Genomic DNA, 19,651 nt, shown 5'->3' with positions numbered 1-19,651 from the left:
ATCATTCCCCCGTCACCCGCCAGATCACGTCGCCCACATCGTCGGCTACCAGCAGCGAGCCGTCAGGGCCGATGGTCACGCCGACCGGGCGCCCGTGGGACTCCTTCTCGTCGGCGGAAAGGAATCCGGTGAGGATGTCGCGCGCCGGTCCGGAGGGTCTCCCGTTCTCGAAGGGCACGAACACAACCCTATAGCCGCTCAGCTTGCTGCGGTTCCAGGAACCGTGCTGGCCGATGACCATGCCGTCAGGGAAACCGGGCAGCGTGCCCGATGGCATCCAGCAGAGGCCGAGCGAGGCAGTGTGGCCGCCCAGCGCGAAGTCCGGCCTGATTGCTTTGGCGATCATGGCGGGGTCCTGCGGCACGCGGTCGTCCACCGTCTGCCCCCAATAGCAATAGGGCCAGCCATAGAACCCGCCCTCCTGCACCGAGGTCAGATAATCGGGCGGCGTCTCGTCGCCGAGCCCGTCGCGTTCGTTGACCACGGTCCAGAGCGTTTGCGTCGTCGGCTCCCACGCCATGCCGACAGGGTTGCGCAGGCCGGAAGCGAAGATGCGCGTCTTGCCGGTTTCGAGATCGAGCTCATGGATCGCCGCCCTCCCCTCCTCGGCTTCCATGCCCTCCTCGGCGATATTGCTGAGCGAGCCGACGCCGATATAGAGCTTCCTGCCGTCAGGGCTCAGCAGCAGGCTGCGTGTCCAATGGCCGCCGGGCTTCAAATCGTTGAGCTTCCTGCCGTGAGCCGTAACGCGAGTTTCGCCGGTCTTGTACGGAAACGCCACCACGCCATCCGTATTGCCGACATAGAATGTCTCGCCCAGCAGCGCCATGCCGAAGGGCTGGTTGAGGCCTGAGAGGAAAGTCTCGCGCGTTTCGGCAACGCCGTCTCCGTCAGCGTCGCGCAGGAGGGTGATGCGGTTGGCGCTCTCGCCCACCGCGCCTGCGCGCTTCATGGTGCTGTATTGCGCATAGTCGAAAACCGAGCGGATGCCGCCCGGCGTGCTCAGCGCCTCCGCCGTCAGCACATCGCCATTAGGCATGACATGGATCCAGCGCGGATGCTTCAAGCCGCGCGCGAAGGCATTGACCTTGAGGCCCGGCGCGGCCACGGGCGTTTCATGCTCAGCCCAGCCCTTGGCGGTGGGCATTTTCAGCGTCGGTATCCCCTGCGGCCTGGCGGGCGGAATGGCCGGCGCGGTGCCGAAGGCCTGCACTTTCGGCCCGTCCTTGCGATGGCGCAGATAGACCGCCGCATCGCCCACCACAGCCACAAAGCGCGCGAAAAGATCCGTAAAGCCCATAAACCCCTCCATATCGTTGGGCGGAGTTTATGGGATAGGCGGCCAGAAATCCAGCGAAAGAGCCGCGCTCAGGCGCACATCGCCTTCAGCGCCTCCGGTCTCTCGATGATCACACTGCGCGCGCCGTCGAGGCGGATCTGGCCGTTGCGGCGGAATTTGGAAAACACGCGCGAAACAGTTTCGATGGTAAGGCCAAGATAATCGCCGATATCGGCGCGCGACATGGGAAGCTCGATTTTCCGCTCGCCCTCCTGCCGGTCAGCCATGTCGAGGAGGAAGGCAGCCACACGCTCGGCGGCGTTCTGGCGGCCGATCACGAGAAGATGCTCCTGCGCCCGCACCAGGGCCGACACCGCCGCCGAGAGGACACTGCCCGACAAATCGGGCTCGACGGGCGTGCGGTGAACCCGGATCGCCGAATTGCACAGCGCCTCGGCGAAGAAGCGATGATGCCCTTCGGATTCGAAGCCGAAAACCTCGCCCGACAGGTGGAAAGCACTGATCTGGCGGCGTCCGTCCGAGAGGAGGCGATAGATGCGGACGGCTCCAAACTCCACCTGATAGAGCGCGGTCGCCCGCTCGCCCTGAGCGTAAATCTCCTTGTTCGGCGAATAGAAGAGCAGCTGATGCGGCTGCGCGGCCACGAAGGGCTTGTGCATTTGTCTGGGAGCGGTTTCGCTGTGAGCAAGCATCCTGGAACCTCCGATTGGGTCGACCCATCAGTGGCCCGGATCGCCTCGCGGGGAAATTCGGTTATGCCCGTACGGGAAATTACTTAGACAGTTCGCCGCATGATCTTATCCGAAAAGTCTGCAACTTTTCGGGATTATGCTATGGCTCGCTTTCACCCAACACACCGCGCACCGCCTCGACAAGCGTGCGCCCGAGAAGTGGCTTCTCCACCAGGCGGACGGGATGACCCACGACCGTGCCCTCGGCGTGGTTGACGAGCAGCACGACGGGCCGCCCCAGCGTGGAAAGCGCGGGCAGGTCGCCCGGCTTCGCCGCCACGGCGCGGTCGTCTGCAACGATGCAGCCATAGCGGATGATGTCATCAGGATGCGGCAATTGCCCCGCCACCTCGACACGATGCCCCTCCGCCTCGAGGACGAAGCCCAGCGACTGCCGGAAAGCAGAATCCGCCGCGACGACGAGAATGGTGGTACCGATCAGCAAGGCAATTTCCTGAGTTGGCTGGGAATGCGCCATTCGACATCATGTCCAGACGCAAACCAAACTCGCCTTGCGATAAATCAAATGCCTTTCCATCGGCGCAATGGATGGCTTCCCTGCAGCTGCGTTGAACAGCAGGCCATATCATGCTGCAACTGCTCCATCTGCCAAGACAGTTGCAGGCATGACCAACCTATGGTAGGCGTCACGCGTTAAAGATCAAGCATGTCATAGGCTTAATCGAAACGGGACTTGATGGCGGCGTAGGGCATTTACCAATTGATAGCCTGCCGCTTATGAAACTTGAGGGGGTGTAGCCGGCCGGAGGCAACATGGCTAGACCAACGATAGTATCACTCTCGACGATCCCGTCGCGTTTCCATCTACTGGAGCCGACTCTCTTATCCCTGCTGTCACAGAGCCTCAAGCCCGATGATATCCGGCTCTATATCCCGCAGGCATATCGGCGCTTCCCTGGCTGGGATGGCCGTCTTCCTCGCGTCCCACCGGGCATAAAAATTGTTCGATGCGAGAAGGATTATGGCCCCGCGACCAAGGTGCTTCCGGCAGCGGCCGATTTACAAGGACAAGACGTAGATATCCTCTTCTGCGACGACGATAAAATCTATGAGAGCAGTTGGCATCAACGGTTCAAGGACGCCGCGGCGCAGCAGCACCCGGACACCTGCATTGTGGAAGTGGGCGAAAGCTTTCCCGACATCGCGGATAACTGCCGTCCACCCGACCGGCTTCCTCGCGGCGGAAAGCGGCGGAAAGACCTGAATTACCGTCTGCGACGAATTTTCAGCCTCTTCAAGTACAAACCATATCTTACCGTAAGCGGTTATGTCGATCAGATTTCCGGCTACGCTGGCGTGCTTGTCAGACCGGAATGGTTCGATGAATTGTTCTATGACATCCCGGACGTGATGTGGACCGTCGACGATCCATGGATTTCCGGACATCTGGAGCGCGTGGGCATACCGATTTGGATGAACGGATATCCGAAACGGCCCGCCGATTCGACGAACGGCGCAATAGATGCGCTGCACAGCCTCGTGGAACAGGGGCATGACCGCGTCAGCGCCGACTTGCTGGTGATTGAATATTTCCGCCAAAAATATGGCATCTGGAAGCCGTGCGGTGAGATAGACAAATACTACAAATGCCGGGCAAGCTCATCGATGAAGGAGCTCGCCCACCGCGGGCTGGAAAAGGCGGGCAAAAATTAGGGAAACGGTCCCGAAATGGGCCGGTCTTTCCTCAACCCCCGCTATCGCGCACTTCCAGCACCATCCGCACCAGCTCCGGCAGGTTCCGGGCCTGCATCTTGCTCATGACGTTGGCGCGGTGCACCTCGACCGTCCGCGGGCTGATATTGAGATCGTAGGCGATGGATTTGTTGGGAAGCCCGGCGACGATGCCCTCCATCACCTGCCGCTCCCGTTCGGAGAGCAGACTCAGGCGCAAGCGTATGCGGGCGGCCGTATCGCTGTCCCGCGGCTTCTTCTCCAATTCGGCTACGGCGCGGCCGACGGCTTCCAGTAGCACTTCCTCCTCGAAAGGCTTTTCGATGAAGTCGAGCGCACCCGCCTTCATCGCCTCCACCGCCATCGGCACATCCCCATGGCCGGTGATCACGATTGCCGGCAGCATCGCGTTCTCCTCGCGCAGGCGGCGCAGGAGGTCGAGACCGCTCATCTCGGGCATCCGCAAATCGGTGATGAGACAGGCATTGTCCAATTCCTTCGCGATGGCGAGAAAAGAGGGCGCCGAGGCGTGGACGCGCGCGGCATAGCCAGAAACCGTCAGGAGGAAGGCCAGCGACTTCCTCACCGGCTCCTCGTCATCGACGATATGGATCACAACTTCACTGCTCATGGCCTGCCCGCTCCTTGACCGCCGGGAGAGTGAAGCGGAAGCTCGCCCCTCCCTTCTCATTGCGCTGCATCGTCAGCTCTCCTCCATGAGCCTCGATGATCCTTTTCGATATGGAGAGCCCTATTCCCATGCCGCCAGGCTTGGTGGTGACGAAGGGCTGGAAAAGCTGGGCGACGATCTCCTCCGAAACGCCGGGGCCGGTATCCGAGATTTCAACCATGACTTCCCCCTCATTGACGGGCTCGGTGCGCACCACCAGCTCGCGCTGCGGGCTTTCCTTCATCGCATCCATGGCGTTGCGCATCAGGTTGATCAGCACCTGCTGGATCTGCACCCGGTCGACCAGGAAAAGCGTCTGCTCCGCCTTGAAATCGAAGACCGTCCGCACCCCCAGCTCACGCGATCCCACCAGCGCCAGCGCGCCCGCTTCCTCGATCAGCTTGTGAATATCCTCCGGCTTCTTCTCGGTTTCGCCACGGGTGACGAACTCACGCAAGTGACGGATAATCTGCCCGGCGCGCAACGACTGCCGCGCGGTCTCTTCCAGTGCCTCGCGCATGCGGGAGGCGAGCGCATCGTCCATGTTCCGCAGGAGGCGGATGCAGCCCTGCACATAATTGGCGATGGCCGAAAGCGGCTGGTTCAGTTCATGGGCAAGCGTCGAAGCCATTTCGCCCAGTTCGTTGAGGCGCGCGAGGCGGGCAAGCTCGCCCTGGATTTCCTCAAGCCGCGCCTCGGACTCCGCCCGCTCGGTCAGGTCGCGAATAAAGCCGGTGAAAAACACCTGCCCCCCGGTCTTCATCTCGCCGACGGCAAGCTTCATCGGGAAGGTGGAGCCATCCTTGCGCCGGCCCACGACGATGCGGTCGATGCCGATGATCCGGCGTTCGCCCGTATTGAGATAACGGTCGATATAGCCGTCATGCTGGGCCTGATAGGGCTCCGGCATGAGAATCTTGATGTTCTGTCCGACGGCTTCAGTTTCGGTATAGCCGAACTGGCGGATTGCTGCCTTGTTGAAGGAGAGGATGACACCGTGCATGTCGATCACCACAGTGGCATCGGGCACCGTGTCCAGGATCAGCCGAAGATGGGCTTCCCGGGAATTGAGGTTCCGACGGGCCTGACGGTATTTCAGCCCGGTGAAAACAACAAATCCCAGGAGGACAAGGTCCACCAGGAGCCATGTCATGTCGAAAACGGTCAATTCCTGTCACTCCGCAATGCGCGGCATTCTTAAGGCCCGCAACCGGAATGACCAAGGTCAAAAGATGAGATATTGTGCCGCGCCCCTGACAGTTATTTCCTGAGCCAAGGCGTCGAAGGGCTCCAGAAGATGATGTCTGCTCCCAGATAATCGTCAGCGAAGCGGATGAACTCGTCCCTGGTGAAAGGCTTGCCGGTTTTGGGATTCGTGTAGGTGAGCGTCGGCTGCTGGACGGCAAAGGCGGCAAGGTCCAGCTTGCCCTTGTAGCGATTGAAGAAGGGATAGGAATTCTTCATCTGCGCCTTGCGGAACGGCACGATGTCGGGTCCGCCAAGCCCGATCCGGTGCGCCGCTGCATAAGCAAAAATGCGGCCCATATAATTATGGTCATTGTTCCATTCGCATGGCCAGAAATTCACATATTGCACGACATGCGATCGGGTAAAGGCATCTCTGGCCGCTTTCAGGTTCGCCATTTCCGCGTCGAAATATGAATCGCAGCTGAAGCCGGATTTGTCATGTTTCTGGTCGATATCGGCAGCTGTTTCCGGCAGATTTATGCCAAACACCCTGCCGTCAAACTTCGCGGCCAGCGCCTTTAAAAGCGCCTGATAGCGCTCGCGCACGGCGGGGTTCCATTGCATCGCTAGCCAGCCTTGAACAGGCGCCCCCATGCCGGGTTTATCCTTCTGTGCTGCGAGGCCGCCGCCATATTTCGGTTCAGTCAGCAGATAATCGGGAATATCCCGGTCGCCGGGCAAAAAGAAACGGTCTTGTATCTGGATGAAGAGCTTCTTGTGCATGGCATTTGCAGCGGCAAGATCGCGCTCGATATGCGAAAAATCATATTGCCCTTTGGCGGGCTCCAGCGATTTCCAGGTATAAACGACTTGCGCGCCGTCGATATCGGGGCGTTCGAGAAGCGCTCGCGCGTCTTCAAGAGCGCCTGAGTCCAGAAAGAGAAAATTCGCCGGCGCGGCAACGGCTGCACTGCCAAGCGCCAGAAAAACCGTCAGCGCCGCGCTTGAGAGGATCGGTTTCATGTTTCCTCCAAGGCCGCAGCAAACACCTCGGAAATGCCGGAATTATGGCGGTCAGGCGGCGGCCTCCAGCCAGCCATGAATGCCGCGCGCGGCGGCCTTGCCCGTTGCGAGGCAGGCGCTGAGGAGATATCCGCCGGTGGGCGCCTCCCAATCCAGCATCTCCCCGGCGGCGAAAACGCCGGGAAGCGGTTTCAGCATGTAATCCTCGCCGATGCTCGTCCATGCGATGCCGCCCGCCGAGGAAATGGCCTCCTCGATGGGCCGGGGTCGCAGAACAGGAACGGGCAACGCCTTAATAATGCGGGCAAGATGTTCGGGATCGAAACCGGCAGATTCGGGCACGATTTCCCGCACAAGCGCGGCCTTGACGCCTTCGAGACCCGCTCCTTTGCGCAAGCGGTTGGAGAAGCTCATCTTCGCGCCCTGCCGGGCAAGGTCGTGCGCGAGGCGGTCGGCCATGCGACCCGGCGCCAGGTCGAGATGGAGCACGGCGCTGCCTTCCTTTTCCAGCCGGTCGCGCAACGCCGCCGCGTGCATATAGACAAGACCGCCCTCGATGCCATCTCGCGTAATCACGAACTCGCCCGAATACGAGCCTGCGTCTGAGGTCGCGGTCACCGATTTCACCGGCGCGCCGGCAAAACGCTCCCGGAAACTCTCGCTCCACTGAACATCGAAGCCGCAATTGGCGGGGCGAAGCGTGTTCACTTCCACGCCCTTGTCCGTGAGCCGGGATACCCAGGCGCCATCCGACCCCAGCCGCGGCCAGCTCGCGCCGCCAAGCGCCAGCAGCACCGCGTCGCTTTTCACGATTTTCTCGCCCTCCGGCGTACTGAAAATGCAGCCTTCTTCCGCAAATCCCCGCCAGCGATGGCGCGTGAGGATCGTCACGCCCTGCCCTCCCAGCCTCGCCAGCCAGGCGCGCAAAAGCGGCGAGGCTTTCATCATCGTCGGGAAGACTCGGCCCGAAGAGCCGGTGAAGGTTTCAATGCCAAGTCCCGTCGCCCAGGCGCGGATATCGGCGGGCGTGAAATCGTCGAGCGCGGCGCGCAGCCGTTCGAAAGCAGGACCGAAGCGCATCAGGAACCGCGCATGATCCTCCGCATGGGTGATGTTGAGGCCGGACTTTCCCGCCAGCAGGAATTTTCGCCCCACGGTGGGCATGGCGTCATAGACCGTCACGCCGTGCCCCTGCGCCGACAGGACTTCCGCCGCCATCAGCCCCGCCGGACCGCCGCCGATGATCGCAATCTGCTTTTTGCTCATAAATGCTGCTCTGCCCTGTTCGAGGCCGCGCGGACCATGCCGGGCGAATGGCCGACCACCCGCTTGAAGGCCCGGCTGAATGCCGCCTGCGACCCGTAGCCCAGGCGATGCGCCACGCTTTCGATGGGGAGCTTTTCGCGCCCGATCCATTGCGCGGCGAGGCGCATGCGCAGTTCCGTCAGATACCGCACCGGCGTCATGCCGGTGACTTCAAGGAAACGCTCGGCGAAAACGGAGCGGGACGCGCCCATTTCCGCCGCCAGTTCGGCAACCGTCCAGTCGCGGCCCGGATCGCCATGCAGCGCCGCGATGACCCGGCTGAGCTTGGGATCGCGCAATGCATCGACCCAGCCCGTCGCGTCGCCGCAGCCGCATTCCACCCAGCCGCGCACAATTGAAGCAGAGACGACATCCGCCAGCCGCGCCAATATGCCGGCATAGCCCGCGCGCTCCATCCGCGCCTCGCGCTCCATGGCCTCAAGCATCGGCAATATTTCCGGCTGCCGCCCCAGCAGCGTGCCGACATGCATCACTTCGGGCATGAGCGCGACGAGCGGATGCATGGCGCCCAGATCGAAATCCATGCAGCCGCTGAAGATCACCGCATCCGTCGACCGGCAGGTATCTTCCTTGCAGGCATTGATCGCGCCGACCGTGTCGCAGAGCGGAACCGCTTCATAGGTGACGATGTCACGGCTCGGCAAATCCGGCGCGGAGAGCAGTTCGTGCCGCCCACCGCGCGGCAGAAGCACCGCATCCTGCGAATCGAGTTTCTGCACGGTCCCCACGGCTGTGCGCACGATCACCGGGCCGCGAGCCACGAAATGGAACTGCGCCCTCCCCTCCGCCTCGCCATAGCTGATGCCGAAGGGCGGGGACATCTGGATCCGCCGGTATTGAATGCCGTTGAGGCGCATGCCCAAGAGCAGCTCGCTGATGAGATCAGGCGAAGGCTGCGGGCGTGAGGCAGAACGAGTCCCGGACTTTTGATCAAGCATTCCGGATTTACTGGCATGGATAGTCCGGGTTGTCCACTCTATTCTGTTGCGACGCACAAATTCCGAGCGTTTCCTCGAAAGGACAACCCACATGAATGAATGGACACCATCCTCCCCATCGGGCGAACCGGCGCGGGAGAAGCCCGCCTGGGGGGCGGTTGCCTCCATGACGCTCGGCGTGTTCGGCCTGGTTACGGCGGAGTTCCTTCCCGCGAGCCTGTTGACGCCGATGGCGGCAGAGTTGCGTATAACGGAAGGCGCGGCAGGGCAAGCCGTGACCGCAACGGCGATGGTCGCGCTTGTCACGAGCCTGCTGGTCGCAACAGTGACAAGACGCTTTGATCGCCGCCACGTGCTTATGGTCTTCTCGTTCCTGCTGATCCTGTCCAATTTTCTGGTCGCCTTCGCGCCCAACCTGCCCGTGCTGATCGCCGGTCGCGTCCTGCTCGGCATCGCCCTTGGCGGGTTCTGGACCATGGCGGCGGCAATCACCATGCGGCTTGTGCCCGAAGCGCTCATTCCCCGCGCGCTGTCGATCCTTTTCAGCGGCGTGTCCGCAGCCACAGTGCTGGCCGCGCCAATCGGAAGCCTGCTGGGCGAGGCCATGGGCTGGCGCGGCGTCTTCCTTATCGCAGCAGGTCTCGGCGTGCTGACGCTCATCGTTCAGTTCGCCGCGCTGCCCTCGCTTGCCCCAACCGGCACGGCCCGGCTACGCACGCTGATTGACGTGCTGCTACGCCCGGGCGTCGGGCTGGGCATGCTCGCCCTCACGCTGGAGATAACCGGGCATTTCGCGCTTTTCACCTATGTCCGCCCGTTCCTCGAGACGGTGACCGGCGTCGGCATTGCCTCGATCTCTGCCATCCTTCTGGGATTCGGCGTCGCCAATTTTCTCGGTACCTATCTGGGCGGCATGATGCTGGAGCGGAATTTACGCCTTACCCTTTTCACCATGCCGCTGATGATGGGGATCATCGGGCTCGGCCTTACCATCGCCGGCAGCGCGCCACTTCCCGCCGCTGCGATGATCGCCCTCTGGGGTCTTGCCTTCGGCGCCGTGCCGGTCGCCTGGTCGACCTGGCTGACCCGCACCGTCCCGGATGAGGCGGAAACCGGCGGCGGCCTCCTCGTCGCCGCCTTTCAGCTGGCCATTGCCACAGGAGCCGGGGTCGGCGGTGTAATCTTCGACGCGGGCGGCGCCACCGGCGTCTTCACCGCGGGCGGCAGCCTCCTGCTGGCAGCAGCGCTGATGATCGGGCTCGGCGTACGCACCAGGGTGGTTGCTGCCGGCGCAGCGGCCTGACAGAAATCAATACTCGATGAGAAAGCACCTCCTCGGAGGTGCTTTCTATACCGGCGTGCCGGGCAAGGACGGCGGCCAAATCCCATAAGTACGCCGGTAATACTCGATACAGGCAAGATTGGCGGCCCGTCGATCGTGATCTTCATGGACCATATCCAATAATGCCGCCACGCGCCTGCTGGGCCGGTCGGCTCGACGGGGGGCATCGGCATTGAGCCAGATCGGAACCTTGTTTGTCTCCAGATGACCGGAAAGCCAGTAATCGTCTACGGTCCATAGTACTTTTGGGATTTCAAAAGCCGATTCCGAAAAAAAGGCGGGCTTCACCATCACGCCGCTTACACCCAGGAAAACATCGCAATAGCCGCTGGTGGAATATTTCGATGCCCGTCTTTGCCGATGTTTCAAGATGGATGAAAGCCGGAAACGCCAATTGCTGATGTTGCTCCCGAACCTGGGCACGCGGTCAACGGGACGTGCGCTTATATCGATGTCGAACAGGTCTCTACCTGCTTCCGCAAGGCAAATATTCGGCATGGATTTTCGAAGCGCCGCAAATCTACGCGACCATGACGCGTCGTAGATGACATCATCGTCGCAAAAGAGAATATCCACATCGCGCCCTGCGAATTCCCTAACTGCCGGAAGGACTTTCGTTGCTGGCCCGAGATCCTCGGGAGTCCTGCGGACCGATATACCCGGAGGGACGGATGGCAACGCGCCAGTCCACTCTGGAAAACGCCTATAACGCGTGGGAATGTAAAGAATGACCTGATCCGGGGGAGCTTTCTGATTGAGAATAGAAGCGAGTGTCTCTCCTAGATAGCTGAAACGGGGCGGTATCGTCGATAAAGTTACGATCATATACAGCTTCACTTTGCGCACCAATAAAGAAGAAATTATACATGATAATTACTTCTTTTTACTAGATATGCGCGCAAATATAATTACCGACTTGAAACATAACCCCAGTAATTACCCACGAGATACGTCATATCAGGTCAGATCAATCCAATCAGCACGCCACCTGCCGCGCCGATAAGAACGACGCTCCATGGCGGGAGGTTCCACGTCACGAGCAGGACGAAGCAACCGAGCGCGAGCGCAAATTCCCTTGGCCCCGTAATCGCGCTGGTCCAGACGGGGCTATAAAGCGCAGCGCCGAGAATGCCGACGACTGCCGCATTAGCGCCGCGCATCAGGGCCTTTGCGCTCGTCAGGCCCCGGAACGCATCCCAGAACGGAATGATCCCTATGAGGAGCAGGAAGCCCGGCGCAAAAATGGCCGCCAGCGCAATAATTGCGCCCAAAAGGCCATTAGGCGCGGGGTTGAGGACCGCACCGAGATAGGCGGCGAAGGTAAAGAGCGGCCCGGGCACCGCCTGCGCCGCGCCATAACCGGCAAGAAACCGGCTCTCGGCCACCCATCCCGAGCGCACCACCTCCGTCTCGAGCAGCGGCAGGACGACATGTCCGCCGCCGAACACCAGCGATCCCGCACGATAGAAGGCGTCGAAGACCGAAAGTCCTTGGCTGGAAATGGCCCCCGCGAGGATCGGCAGGCCGACGAGAAGCGCGAAGAAGGCGATCACGCACACCGCCCCGGCCATGCGTGAGACGGGAAAGCGCACATGCGTGGCGGCAGTTTCCCCTGAAAGACGGCATAGCAGGAGGCCCGCGAGCGCGCCGAGGAGAATGGCCGTGATTTGCCCGAATGATCCAGCGGCGAGCGTAACGACAAGCACGGCGCCAAGCGCGATGCCGGCGCGGGTTCTGTCAGGGCACAGGGTCTTCGCCATGCCGAACACCGCCTGCGCGACGATGGCCACGGCAACCACCTTGAGCCCGTGTATTATCCCTGAACCGACAGGCCCGCCGAACAGATCCGCACCATAAGCGAAGAGAATGAGCAGCGCCGCCGAAGGCAGAGTAAAGGCCGTGAAGGCCGCGAGCGCGCCAAGAGTGCCACCGCGCAGAAGGCCGAGCGCAAAGCCGGTCTGGCTTGACGTCGGACCGGGCAGGAACTGGCAGAGCGCCACCAGGTCCGCATAGCCTTTTTCATCGATCCAGCGGCGGCGCACGACGAGCTCATTGCGAAAATAGCCCAGATGCGCGATCGGGCCGCCGAATGAGGTAAGCCCCAGCTTCAGGAAAGCGGCAAAAATTTCCGCCACCCGTTCTAATCCGCCCCTGCTCTCCTCCGTCATCGCCGCATCGTTCATGTCATGTCCCCGTTTTTGCGGGAAACTATTCTAGTTTTGTGACGCTTGTCCAAGCGAAACGGCGACATTCACCGCAGCGGCAACGAGCACCATGTTGAAGTAATAGGAAACGATGCCATGGATGAGGTTGGTCCGGCGCATCTCCGTGCTGGTGATAGCGGTATCCGACGTTTCCGTTGCCATACCAATCACATAGGCGAAATATAGAAATTCGACACCTCCAGGCTCCGCACCGCCCTGGAAGGCGAGGCCGCCCGCGTGCTGGTTGCGCCTGTCGCTCTTTTTCCTGTCCGCCTCCCGCCAATAGAGATGCCCGTAATGGACCGCCGCCATCATGTGCAGCGCCAGCCAGCCGAGCGGCACCGCCGCAAGCGTGAGGGCGAGTTCGAGCGGATCGAAACGCCGGGGCGAATTGATGAAGACGAAGAGCGAACCAACAGCGACAACTACTGCGCCGAAGGTAAGGGTGAAGATGAGCCAAACCGGCTCGTCGGAGCGGGCTATGCTGCCCTTCAACTGCTCAGGCGTCGACTTGAGCATTTTCGGCAGAGTCAGCGCCAGATAAGTCACGAAGAACACATCTACCGTGACCGCATAAGCGATATGCGGCGCGAATATCAGGCTCGCCGCCAACATAAGGAAACCGATAGCGGCAGCGAAATAAAATGAATTGTGCCTGCCGTTCAACTTAAGACCCCGAAACTAAACTATAGTAATATGCATTTTAGTTTTCTGCTTCTTGAATAATAGTTTACTCTATTTCAAAATTGCTGCATCCCTATAAAAATGGTTTCCAGCTGGAGCGTTAACATTCGGCACGCCCTCCGATCATGCTGCGTAGCGGGCCCATGCCTCCGCAGCATGGCGATTTCCGGAATCCCGCACGGACATCCCCTCACAATATCGTTCCTGGAACTTGAGCCCGCTTCGTGCATTTTTTCCACGGCGCGGGTGATAGGGCTTGGTGGCGAACAGCTCCATTCCTCCACCATGTACACGGGCGGAGGCGAGATGATTATAGTATATTATACTTATAAAATTACGCCTCCATCAGCAATCTTATAATAATACTTGCGACATGGAGGATTAACTATGCGGCCAGAACCATGATTTACATGGGATTTTTTATGCGAAAATAGGGGGACTATTTTCCAAAACGGAGTTATCCCATGAAACTGAAATCTTTCTCTGCTTATCTTCTCTCAGCGACGATTGTATCGTCCTTTGTCATAGCACCGGTAACCCAGAGCTTTGCACAAGAGCAGACGCAGAAAGCCGCACCGGCGGACAAATCGAAAGCCGCGCAGGCGGACCAGCTGTCTCCCCAGCAGGAAGCCGCCATGAAGAAGCTGGACACGGTTTCCGATGAGGGCTACGCCGCCGTGCGCGGAATTGCCCTCGCCAGGCTGGCGATCTTCCAAGGCACCCCTGACCGCGCCAAGACCATCCTGACGGCGGTCAAGGAGAATATCGACAAGGCACAGGCCGGCACATCCGACCTGGTGCAGAAGCTCAAGCAGGCCAACAGCCCGGCAGAGGAAATTGCCGCCGTGCAATCGGGCCAGGTTCCGATCGATTTCTCCGTCGGCATCAATGACGATTACAATGTGACGCCGGAGAAGGCGAAGCACGTCGAAAACGCCAACAAGCATCTCGGCAGCGGCAAGACCCAGGAGGCCATCCAGGAACTGAAGCTCGCCAACGTCAATGTTTTCATTACCGAGACCGACGCGAAGCTTCCCGCTCTCGCCAAGGTGGTCGAGACCGCGATGAACGATCTCGAGAAGAAAAATTATTATGAGGCGAATCTGAGCCTGATGAAGGCTGACGACGCCATCACCGTCCGGTCGATCACCGAGAAGGAGCCCAGCACCTCGAGCACCGGAACGCAGCCGGCAAAGCCCGCGCCTGCCGCTCCGGCAACCAAGCCCGCCCAGTAATCCAGGGTCAGTCGATAAGACGGCCGGCCATATGCCGGCCGTCTTCGCCTCTTGACGTGCGGCGCGGCGCTGCTAAGTAGAAAGAACCCCGCCTCCAGGCATCGGACCGCGGGATGAACAAAGGTGCCGGGCCCCTCTGGCGAGAGTTTACGGCGCTCTCGTGATGTCGGTACCGCCAGCAAAATCAAGCCGGCGGAATTAGCTATTATGAAAACTTGTCTCATGCTTGACGCATGTGCCTTCCCACGCGCGACCGTTTTCGGGGAGACCCGTCGATGATGCTTCATTATTTCAGATGGGCGTTCATCGTCACCGCCGTGGGATTGATCCTCGGCGCGTGGCTCGGATGGCAGTCCACGGGGACGCTCGCAGGCATCGCCTCGACCTTCTTCATCTGTGCCGTGCTCGCGGTGCTCGAAATCTCGCTTTCCTTCGACAACGCCATTGTCAATGCCAACAAGCTCAAGGACATGACGCCTGTCTGGCAGCAGCGCTTCCTGACCTGGGGCATCATCATCGCGGTCTTCGGCATGCGGATCGTCTTTCCGCTGCTCATCGTGGTCATCGCCGCCAAGATCGGTCCCATTGAAGCTGTTATCCTTGCGGCAAGCCGACCGGAGGAATATGCCCGCATCATGCACGAAGCGCATCTGCCGATCGCTGCCTTCGGCGGCACGTTCCTGATGATGGTCGGGCTCACCTATTTCTTCGACCACGAAAAGGATGTGCACTGGATACAATGGCTCGAAAGCCGGATGGCCCGCTTTGCGACCGTCAAGGGCATCGAGGTCGCCTTCGTGCTGGCGCTCATCCTGGCGTTTTCCAGGCTGCTCCCGCCGGAGGAAGCGCAAACCTTCGTTTATGCCGGCATCTACGGCCTTCTGACCTTCCTTGGCGTGGAAGTCGTCGGCGGGCTGCTCGACGCCTCGCAGCAAACGATGAGCGCGGCGGCGAAGGGCGGCCTCGGCGCCTTCCTCTATCTGGAAGTGCTCGATGCAAGTTTCTCCTTCGACGGCGTCATCGGCGCGTTCGCGCTGACGCAGAACCTCTTCATCATCGCCATCGGCCTTGGCATCGGCGCGATGTATGTGCGCTCGATGACAATCATGCTGGTGGAAAAGGGCACGCTCGCCGAATACCGCTATCTGGAGCACGGGGCTTTCTACGCCATCCTCATCCTGTCGGTCGTGATGTATTTCCAGACATTGGTCCACATTCCGGAAGTCATCACCGGGCTTGGCGGCGCGACGCTGATCGGCATCTCGCTCTGGTCATCAATCCGCTATAACAGGCGGGAAAACGCGAACGCCTAGTACTCGGGCGAACAATTATTGCGAAAGGGCCCCGTGGCGACGCCGGGCCCTTTCTAATTCAGCCAACAAAGCCGGGTCTTAAAACCCAGGAGCATTATTCCGAGTTCACCTCTTTGCCGCGGTATCACTCAGCCATGTCTCCAATTTCGTATAAATGAGGCTTGCTGCGTAATGGGCCTGAAAATAGGCAAGGCTGCGCTCACCGATTTGCCTGCGCTCATCCCCGTTTTTTTTCACCATCGCCGTGATTGCGTCGGCCAATCCTTCGGGAGAGGATGCCTTGGCGACTAGCCCCGCTCCCGCTTCTTCGATTATTCTCGCCCCCTCGCCATTAAGCGCGGCAATGAGCGGCTTGCCGCATGCCATGTAACATTGAACCTTGTAGGGCACTGTCAGCGCAAAGATGGGCGTATCCTTCAGACTGACTAGCATGGCATCAGCATGTGCGAAGAAAAGCGGCATCGTCTCTTCCGGGTGCCGTCCAAGAAACTCGAAGCGGTCTTCGATCCCGGCTTCCGCGATCCTCCGCTTCACGCGCTCCTCATCACGGCCGGATCCGATGACGACCACGGAAAGGTCCACTCGATCCTCCAGCAGGCGCACCGCCTCTATAAGATTATCGAAGTCCTGGCTCTCACCGATGTTCCCGGCAAACATCAATCGAAAACCACTTCCCTTGATGAGTTTGCCCTGCTCGGCGGCATCTTCCGGCGCTACGGGCTTATATGTTTCCGGCGCGGTGTTGGGGAAGACACGGATACGTTCGCGAGGAACACCGAAGCGCTCGATCATAGGCGGAAAGCCTTGGCTCTGGACGAGAATAAGATCGCCTTGCCGGTAGATCCACCCGCAGACCGCATTGAGTATGCCGGCAATGAAGCGGTTTTTGATGCCGAGCGTGTAGATCGCGCTTTCCGGCCATATGTCCTGAACCCAGTAGACGCAGGGAACGCCACGCCATTTCTTCAGAAAAATACCTGCCAAGGCCTGCAGCAGCGGCGATGGCATGGAAACGAAGGAAACGTCCGGACGCCCTTTGAGCTTTCTCAACATCGTCCAGCCGGCAGCGACGGGATAGGTGAGATAATTGGCAATCAGTGATAGTGCCCGCTTGCCGCGAGGGACCGTAAAGGCACGGTATATGTGGACGCCATTCCAGGTTTCTTCGCGTTTTTCACGATTAGAATATCCGTCGAAGAATTTCCCCGCTGGATAGTTCGGCACGCAAGTAATTGCTTCCACCTGATGCCCACGCTTTACAAGTTCCCTTGCAATCGCGTTATTCGAGAACTGTTCAGGAAAAAAATACTGTGTTAACAGGAGAATACGCATACTTATCCTAGGGTCGGACCGGCTCGACAATGCGGGGACCATTACATGAAGAGTAGCGAAAACGCAAAGCTCGCCGTCACGGGTGCGAGCGGTTTTATCGGACGTGCCGTTCTCGATGAATTTTCCAGGCAGGGCATCGAGGCTCGGGGAATTTCACGTGGCCCTGCGCCGGGCTGGGTCAACAGTGCCACGCAATGGGCGCAGGTTTCCTCATATGCCGACACCGAGGCTATGGCGTCGGCTCTTTCGGGCGCGCAGTTCGTCCTGCATCTAGCGGACAACCCGCAGCGGGATACAGCGCGAGGCGTGGGCAATGCTGCCGCCGCTGCAAATGCTCTAGGGGAAGCCGCGAGACGTACATCCGTCCAGGGTATTATATTCGCAAGCAGTGTTTATGCGCGGATGGAGGAAGCGGGAAATTCGTATGGCGAAGGCAAGCGCAAGGCTGAAGAAGCGCTGCTTGCCGATGGAAGCATCCCAACCGTCGTGCTTCGCTTGCCCCCCGTCTACGGCGATGGCGGCAGGGGTGGACTTAACACGCTTGCGGCGCTGGTCCGGCGCGGGCTGCCGCTGCCGCTGGGGTCGGCCAATGAGCCTCGAAATTACCTCTCTCGGCGAAACTTCATCGATCTCGTCCGCAATATGACCGCGGCCGGCAGCGACAGCTGGCGGCAGGCGAACGGCAGGATTTTCGAGCCCTCCGACGCAAGCCCCATATCGACCCGCAATCTCATCATCGAGATGGGGAAGGTGATGGGAAAACCTGCCCGCCTCCTGCCTGTTCCTGTCGGGCTTTTGCGGCTGGCGGGGAAACTCGCGGCGCGGCAAGCTCTGGTTTCCGGCGCGATCGACGGGCTGGCTGTCGAGTCCAACACCGGGCTAACAAATCTGTTCGGCTGGCAGCCTGCAGAGCAGATGCCGCAGAGCCTAAGTTTCCTCATGCCTTGACCGCGTCTCCGCTGCCTCTTCCAAGGGCAGTGTCGATGATGTGGCGCAAATCCTGCCCCAGCGTTATATGCGCCGCATATTGACCATCGACCTCCGCAAGTTTCACCGGGGTGGACATATCTATGCCCCGCAGCTGTGCGAGCCCGGTAATACCCGGCCGCACGTTGAAGACGCCATGCTTTTGTCGCTCAGCGACGAGCTCCGTCTGGCTCGGCAGGCAGGGGCGGGGTCCTACGAAACTCATGTCGCCGCGCAGCACATTAACGAGTTGCGGCAGCTCATCCAGCTTTGTACGGCGAAGGAAATGTCCGCTGCGAGTGATCTGGCTGGCTGTCACCTCATGGCTTGCGCGGTCGCCAGTGCCCTGTGACATGGTGCGCAGCTTATAGAGCGTAAAGGGGCGCTGGTTTCTTCCGACGCGCACCTGGCGGAAGACGGCAGGCCCGCTCCGCTCCATCCGGATCGCAAAGATACAAGCCAGGCAGAGCAAAAGAGCAGGCAGGGCCAGGAGCAGGGCCAGAACAATATCGAAAACGCGCTTTCCGCCAGCTTGATACATGATGATCTCCCTTAGGAGGGATCGTTGAGACGGATGCCGTCCCACCCGTTGGAAAGAAGAGCCGTCCCGGCGATGAGACTCACAACACGTTCAGACGTGTTGGGAACGCAATAGTCGGCCGGGACCGGATGAGGAATGCCTTTCTCCTCCCGCTCGCGGAACAGGCTGGTCACAACATCAATGCCGTTGAGGATCGTGTTGCGGTCGAGGCCGGTCACCATGATGCATCCGACATCCATGCCTTCCGGGCGCTCGATTGCATCCCGCGGGGTGATGGCCGGAAATCCCAGAATGGAGGCTTCCTCGGCGATCGTGCCGCTGTCGGAAATCGCGCAGAAGGCTTCCATCTGCAGCTTGTTGTAGTCATGGAAGCCGAACGGCTTCATATATTGCACGCGCTTGTCGACCACGATGCCGTCGAGCGCATCCAGCCGCTTTCTCGTTCGTGGATGGGTGGACACGATGACCGGCATGTCATGCGTTTCCGCCAGCGCGTTCAGCGTAAGCAGCAATTCGCGCAGCCGCTCCTTGTTGTCTACATTCTCTTCCCGGTGGAGAGAGACGATGAAATAGCCGCGCCGCGTCAATCCCAGCCGTTCAAGGACATCGGAAACCTCGATGGAAGGGCGATAATGATCGAGCACCTCGCGCATCGGAGAGCCGGTCAGATAGATTCGGCGATGCTGGATGCCTTCCGAGAGCAGATGCCGGCGTGCATGTTCCGTATAGACCAGATTGAAGTCCGAGATATGGTCTACAAGCTTGCGGTTCGTCTCCTCCGGCACATTCCGGTCGAACGAGCGGTTGCCGGCTTCCATATGATAGACCGGAATTTTCAGCCGCCGTGCCATGATCGCGGATATGGCCGAATTGGTGTCGCCCAGCACCAGTACGGCGTGCGGACGCTCGGCGAGAAGCACGCGCTCGCTTTCGATGAGGATATTTCCCAGCGTCTCGCCAAGGCTGCCGCCGCCGGTTCCCAGAAAATGGTCGGGGCGGCGCACGCCCAGATCCTCGAAGAAGACTTCATTGAGCTCGTAGTCGTAATTCTGCCCGGTGTGGACGATGCAATGCTCGACATGCTGGTCAAGCCGCGCCATCACGCGGGAGAGGCGGATGATTTCCGGACGGGTGCCCAGAATCGTCATGACTTTAATTCTGGACAT

The 19,651-nt window shown here is 60.1% G+C and carries 18 protein-coding genes and 1 pseudogene; 5 read left to right on the top strand and 14 right to left on the bottom strand.

Going from position 1 to position 19,651, the window contains the following annotated elements; translation table 11 throughout:
- Nucleotide 1: 1 nt before the first annotated feature.
- The 3 genes from IEX53_RS20360 to IEX53_RS20350 form a co-directional block, all read right to left on the bottom strand.
- A complete protein-coding gene (locus IEX53_RS20360; RefSeq protein ID WP_188826020.1) occupies nt 2-1,300 on the bottom strand; it encodes a PQQ-dependent sugar dehydrogenase in 1,299 nt (432 codons plus the stop codon).
- A 68-nt stretch (nt 1,301-1,368) separates the two neighbouring features.
- On the bottom strand, nt 1,369-1,992 hold the full coding sequence (locus tag IEX53_RS20355; RefSeq protein WP_188826019.1) for a helix-turn-helix domain-containing protein: 624 nt from the start codon (nt 1,990-1,992) through the stop codon (nt 1,369-1,371).
- Between the two features lie 139 nt (nt 1,993-2,131).
- Entirely contained in the window at nt 2,132-2,476 is a 345-nt protein-coding gene (locus IEX53_RS20350; RefSeq protein WP_188826018.1) for a response regulator transcription factor, read from the bottom strand.
- Between the two features lie 329 nt (nt 2,477-2,805).
- Here IEX53_RS20350 and IEX53_RS20345 point away from each other — a divergent pair, with 329 nt between their 5' ends.
- Entirely contained in the window at nt 2,806-3,705 is a 900-nt protein-coding gene (locus tag IEX53_RS20345) for a glycosyltransferase family 2 protein (RefSeq protein ID WP_188826017.1), read from the top strand.
- Between the two features lie 31 nt (nt 3,706-3,736).
- Here the strand turns inward: IEX53_RS20345 and fixJ are convergent, their stop codons facing one another.
- The 5 genes and pseudogenes from fixJ to IEX53_RS20320 form a co-directional block, all read right to left on the bottom strand.
- A complete protein-coding gene (gene fixJ / locus IEX53_RS20340) occupies nt 3,737-4,354 on the bottom strand; it encodes a response regulator FixJ (protein WP_188826016.1) in 618 nt (205 codons plus the stop codon).
- Nucleotides 4,344-5,564: pseudogene (locus IEX53_RS20335) on the bottom strand (PAS domain-containing sensor histidine kinase); the annotation flags it as partial. The pseudogene IEX53_RS20335 and the gene fixJ, both read right to left, overlap by 11 nt.
- Before the next feature lie 89 nt (nt 5,565-5,653).
- A complete protein-coding gene (locus IEX53_RS20330) occupies nt 5,654-6,604 on the bottom strand; it encodes a hypothetical protein (RefSeq protein WP_188826015.1) in 951 nt (316 codons plus the stop codon).
- A gap of 51 nt (nt 6,605-6,655) precedes the next feature.
- Nucleotides 6,656-7,870, bottom strand: a complete 1,215-nt coding sequence (locus IEX53_RS20325) for a TIGR03862 family flavoprotein (protein ID WP_188826014.1) — start codon at nt 7,868-7,870, stop codon at nt 6,656-6,658.
- Entirely contained in the window at nt 7,867-8,868 is a 1,002-nt protein-coding gene (locus IEX53_RS20320; protein ID WP_188826013.1) for an AraC family transcriptional regulator, read from the bottom strand. The genes IEX53_RS20325 and IEX53_RS20320 overlap by 4 nt, the downstream gene beginning before the upstream one ends.
- Before the next feature lie 91 nt (nt 8,869-8,959).
- Here IEX53_RS20320 and IEX53_RS20315 point away from each other — a divergent pair, with 91 nt between their 5' ends.
- Nucleotides 8,960-10,171 (top strand): MFS transporter, encoded by a 1,212-nt coding sequence (locus IEX53_RS20315; protein ID WP_188826012.1) that lies wholly within the window; start codon nt 8,960-8,962, stop codon nt 10,169-10,171.
- Between the two features lie 45 nt (nt 10,172-10,216).
- Here IEX53_RS20315 and IEX53_RS20310 read toward each other — a convergent pair whose 3' ends face one another.
- The 3 genes from IEX53_RS20310 to IEX53_RS20300 all read right to left on the bottom strand — a co-directional run bounded on the left by IEX53_RS20310 (nt 10,217) and on the right by IEX53_RS20300 (nt 13,029).
- Entirely contained in the window at nt 10,217-10,786 is a 570-nt protein-coding gene (locus IEX53_RS20310) for a hypothetical protein (RefSeq protein ID WP_236016297.1), read from the bottom strand.
- A gap of 386 nt (nt 10,787-11,172) precedes the next feature.
- Entirely contained in the window at nt 11,173-12,393 is a 1,221-nt protein-coding gene (gene chrA / locus IEX53_RS20305; protein WP_236016296.1) for a chromate efflux transporter, read from the bottom strand.
- Nucleotides 12,394-12,423: 30 nt separating this feature from the next.
- Nucleotides 12,424-13,029 (bottom strand): DUF1345 domain-containing protein, encoded by a 606-nt coding sequence (locus tag IEX53_RS20300; RefSeq protein WP_236016295.1) that lies wholly within the window; start codon nt 13,027-13,029, stop codon nt 12,424-12,426.
- Nucleotides 13,030-13,562: 533 nt separating this feature from the next.
- On the opposite strand from IEX53_RS20300, the gene IEX53_RS20295 reads away from it, so the two are divergent.
- A complete protein-coding gene (locus tag IEX53_RS20295; protein WP_188826009.1) occupies nt 13,563-14,333 on the top strand; it encodes a YfdX family protein in 771 nt (256 codons plus the stop codon).
- A gap of 275 nt (nt 14,334-14,608) precedes the next feature.
- Nucleotides 14,609-15,646 carry a DUF475 domain-containing protein gene (locus IEX53_RS20290; protein ID WP_188826008.1) on the top strand — a complete coding sequence of 346 codons (1,038 nt, stop codon included), beginning with the start codon at nt 14,609-14,611 and terminating at the stop codon, nt 15,644-15,646.
- Nucleotides 15,647-15,751: 105 nt separating this feature from the next.
- Here IEX53_RS20290 and IEX53_RS20285 read toward each other — a convergent pair whose 3' ends face one another.
- Nucleotides 15,752-16,978 carry a glycosyltransferase family 4 protein gene (locus tag IEX53_RS20285; protein ID WP_188826007.1) on the bottom strand — a complete coding sequence of 409 codons (1,227 nt, stop codon included), beginning with the start codon at nt 16,976-16,978 and terminating at the stop codon, nt 15,752-15,754.
- A gap of 45 nt (nt 16,979-17,023) precedes the next feature.
- Between IEX53_RS20285 and IEX53_RS20280 the strand changes: the two genes are divergently transcribed.
- A complete protein-coding gene (locus IEX53_RS20280; protein ID WP_188826006.1) occupies nt 17,024-17,926 on the top strand; it encodes an NAD-dependent epimerase/dehydratase family protein in 903 nt (300 codons plus the stop codon).
- On the opposite strand, the gene IEX53_RS20275 is transcribed toward IEX53_RS20280, so the two are convergent.
- Together IEX53_RS20275 and wecB are read right to left on the bottom strand one after the other, a co-directional pair.
- Nucleotides 17,916-18,485 carry a sugar transferase gene (locus tag IEX53_RS20275; protein ID WP_188826005.1) on the bottom strand — a complete coding sequence of 190 codons (570 nt, stop codon included), beginning with the start codon at nt 18,483-18,485 and terminating at the stop codon, nt 17,916-17,918. The genes IEX53_RS20280 and IEX53_RS20275 overlap by 11 nt on opposite strands.
- A gap of 11 nt (nt 18,486-18,496) precedes the next feature.
- Nucleotides 18,497-19,651 carry a non-hydrolyzing UDP-N-acetylglucosamine 2-epimerase gene (gene wecB, locus IEX53_RS20270; protein ID WP_188826004.1) on the bottom strand — a complete coding sequence of 385 codons (1,155 nt, stop codon included), beginning with the start codon at nt 19,649-19,651 and terminating at the stop codon, nt 18,497-18,499.

Source organism: Paramesorhizobium endophyticum (assembly GCF_014640615.1).
Classification (GTDB): domain Bacteria; phylum Pseudomonadota; class Alphaproteobacteria; order Rhizobiales; family Rhizobiaceae; genus Paramesorhizobium; species Paramesorhizobium endophyticum.
Note: the sequence above shows the minus strand (reverse complement) of the source record. Positions and strands in the feature narration are given on the sequence as shown.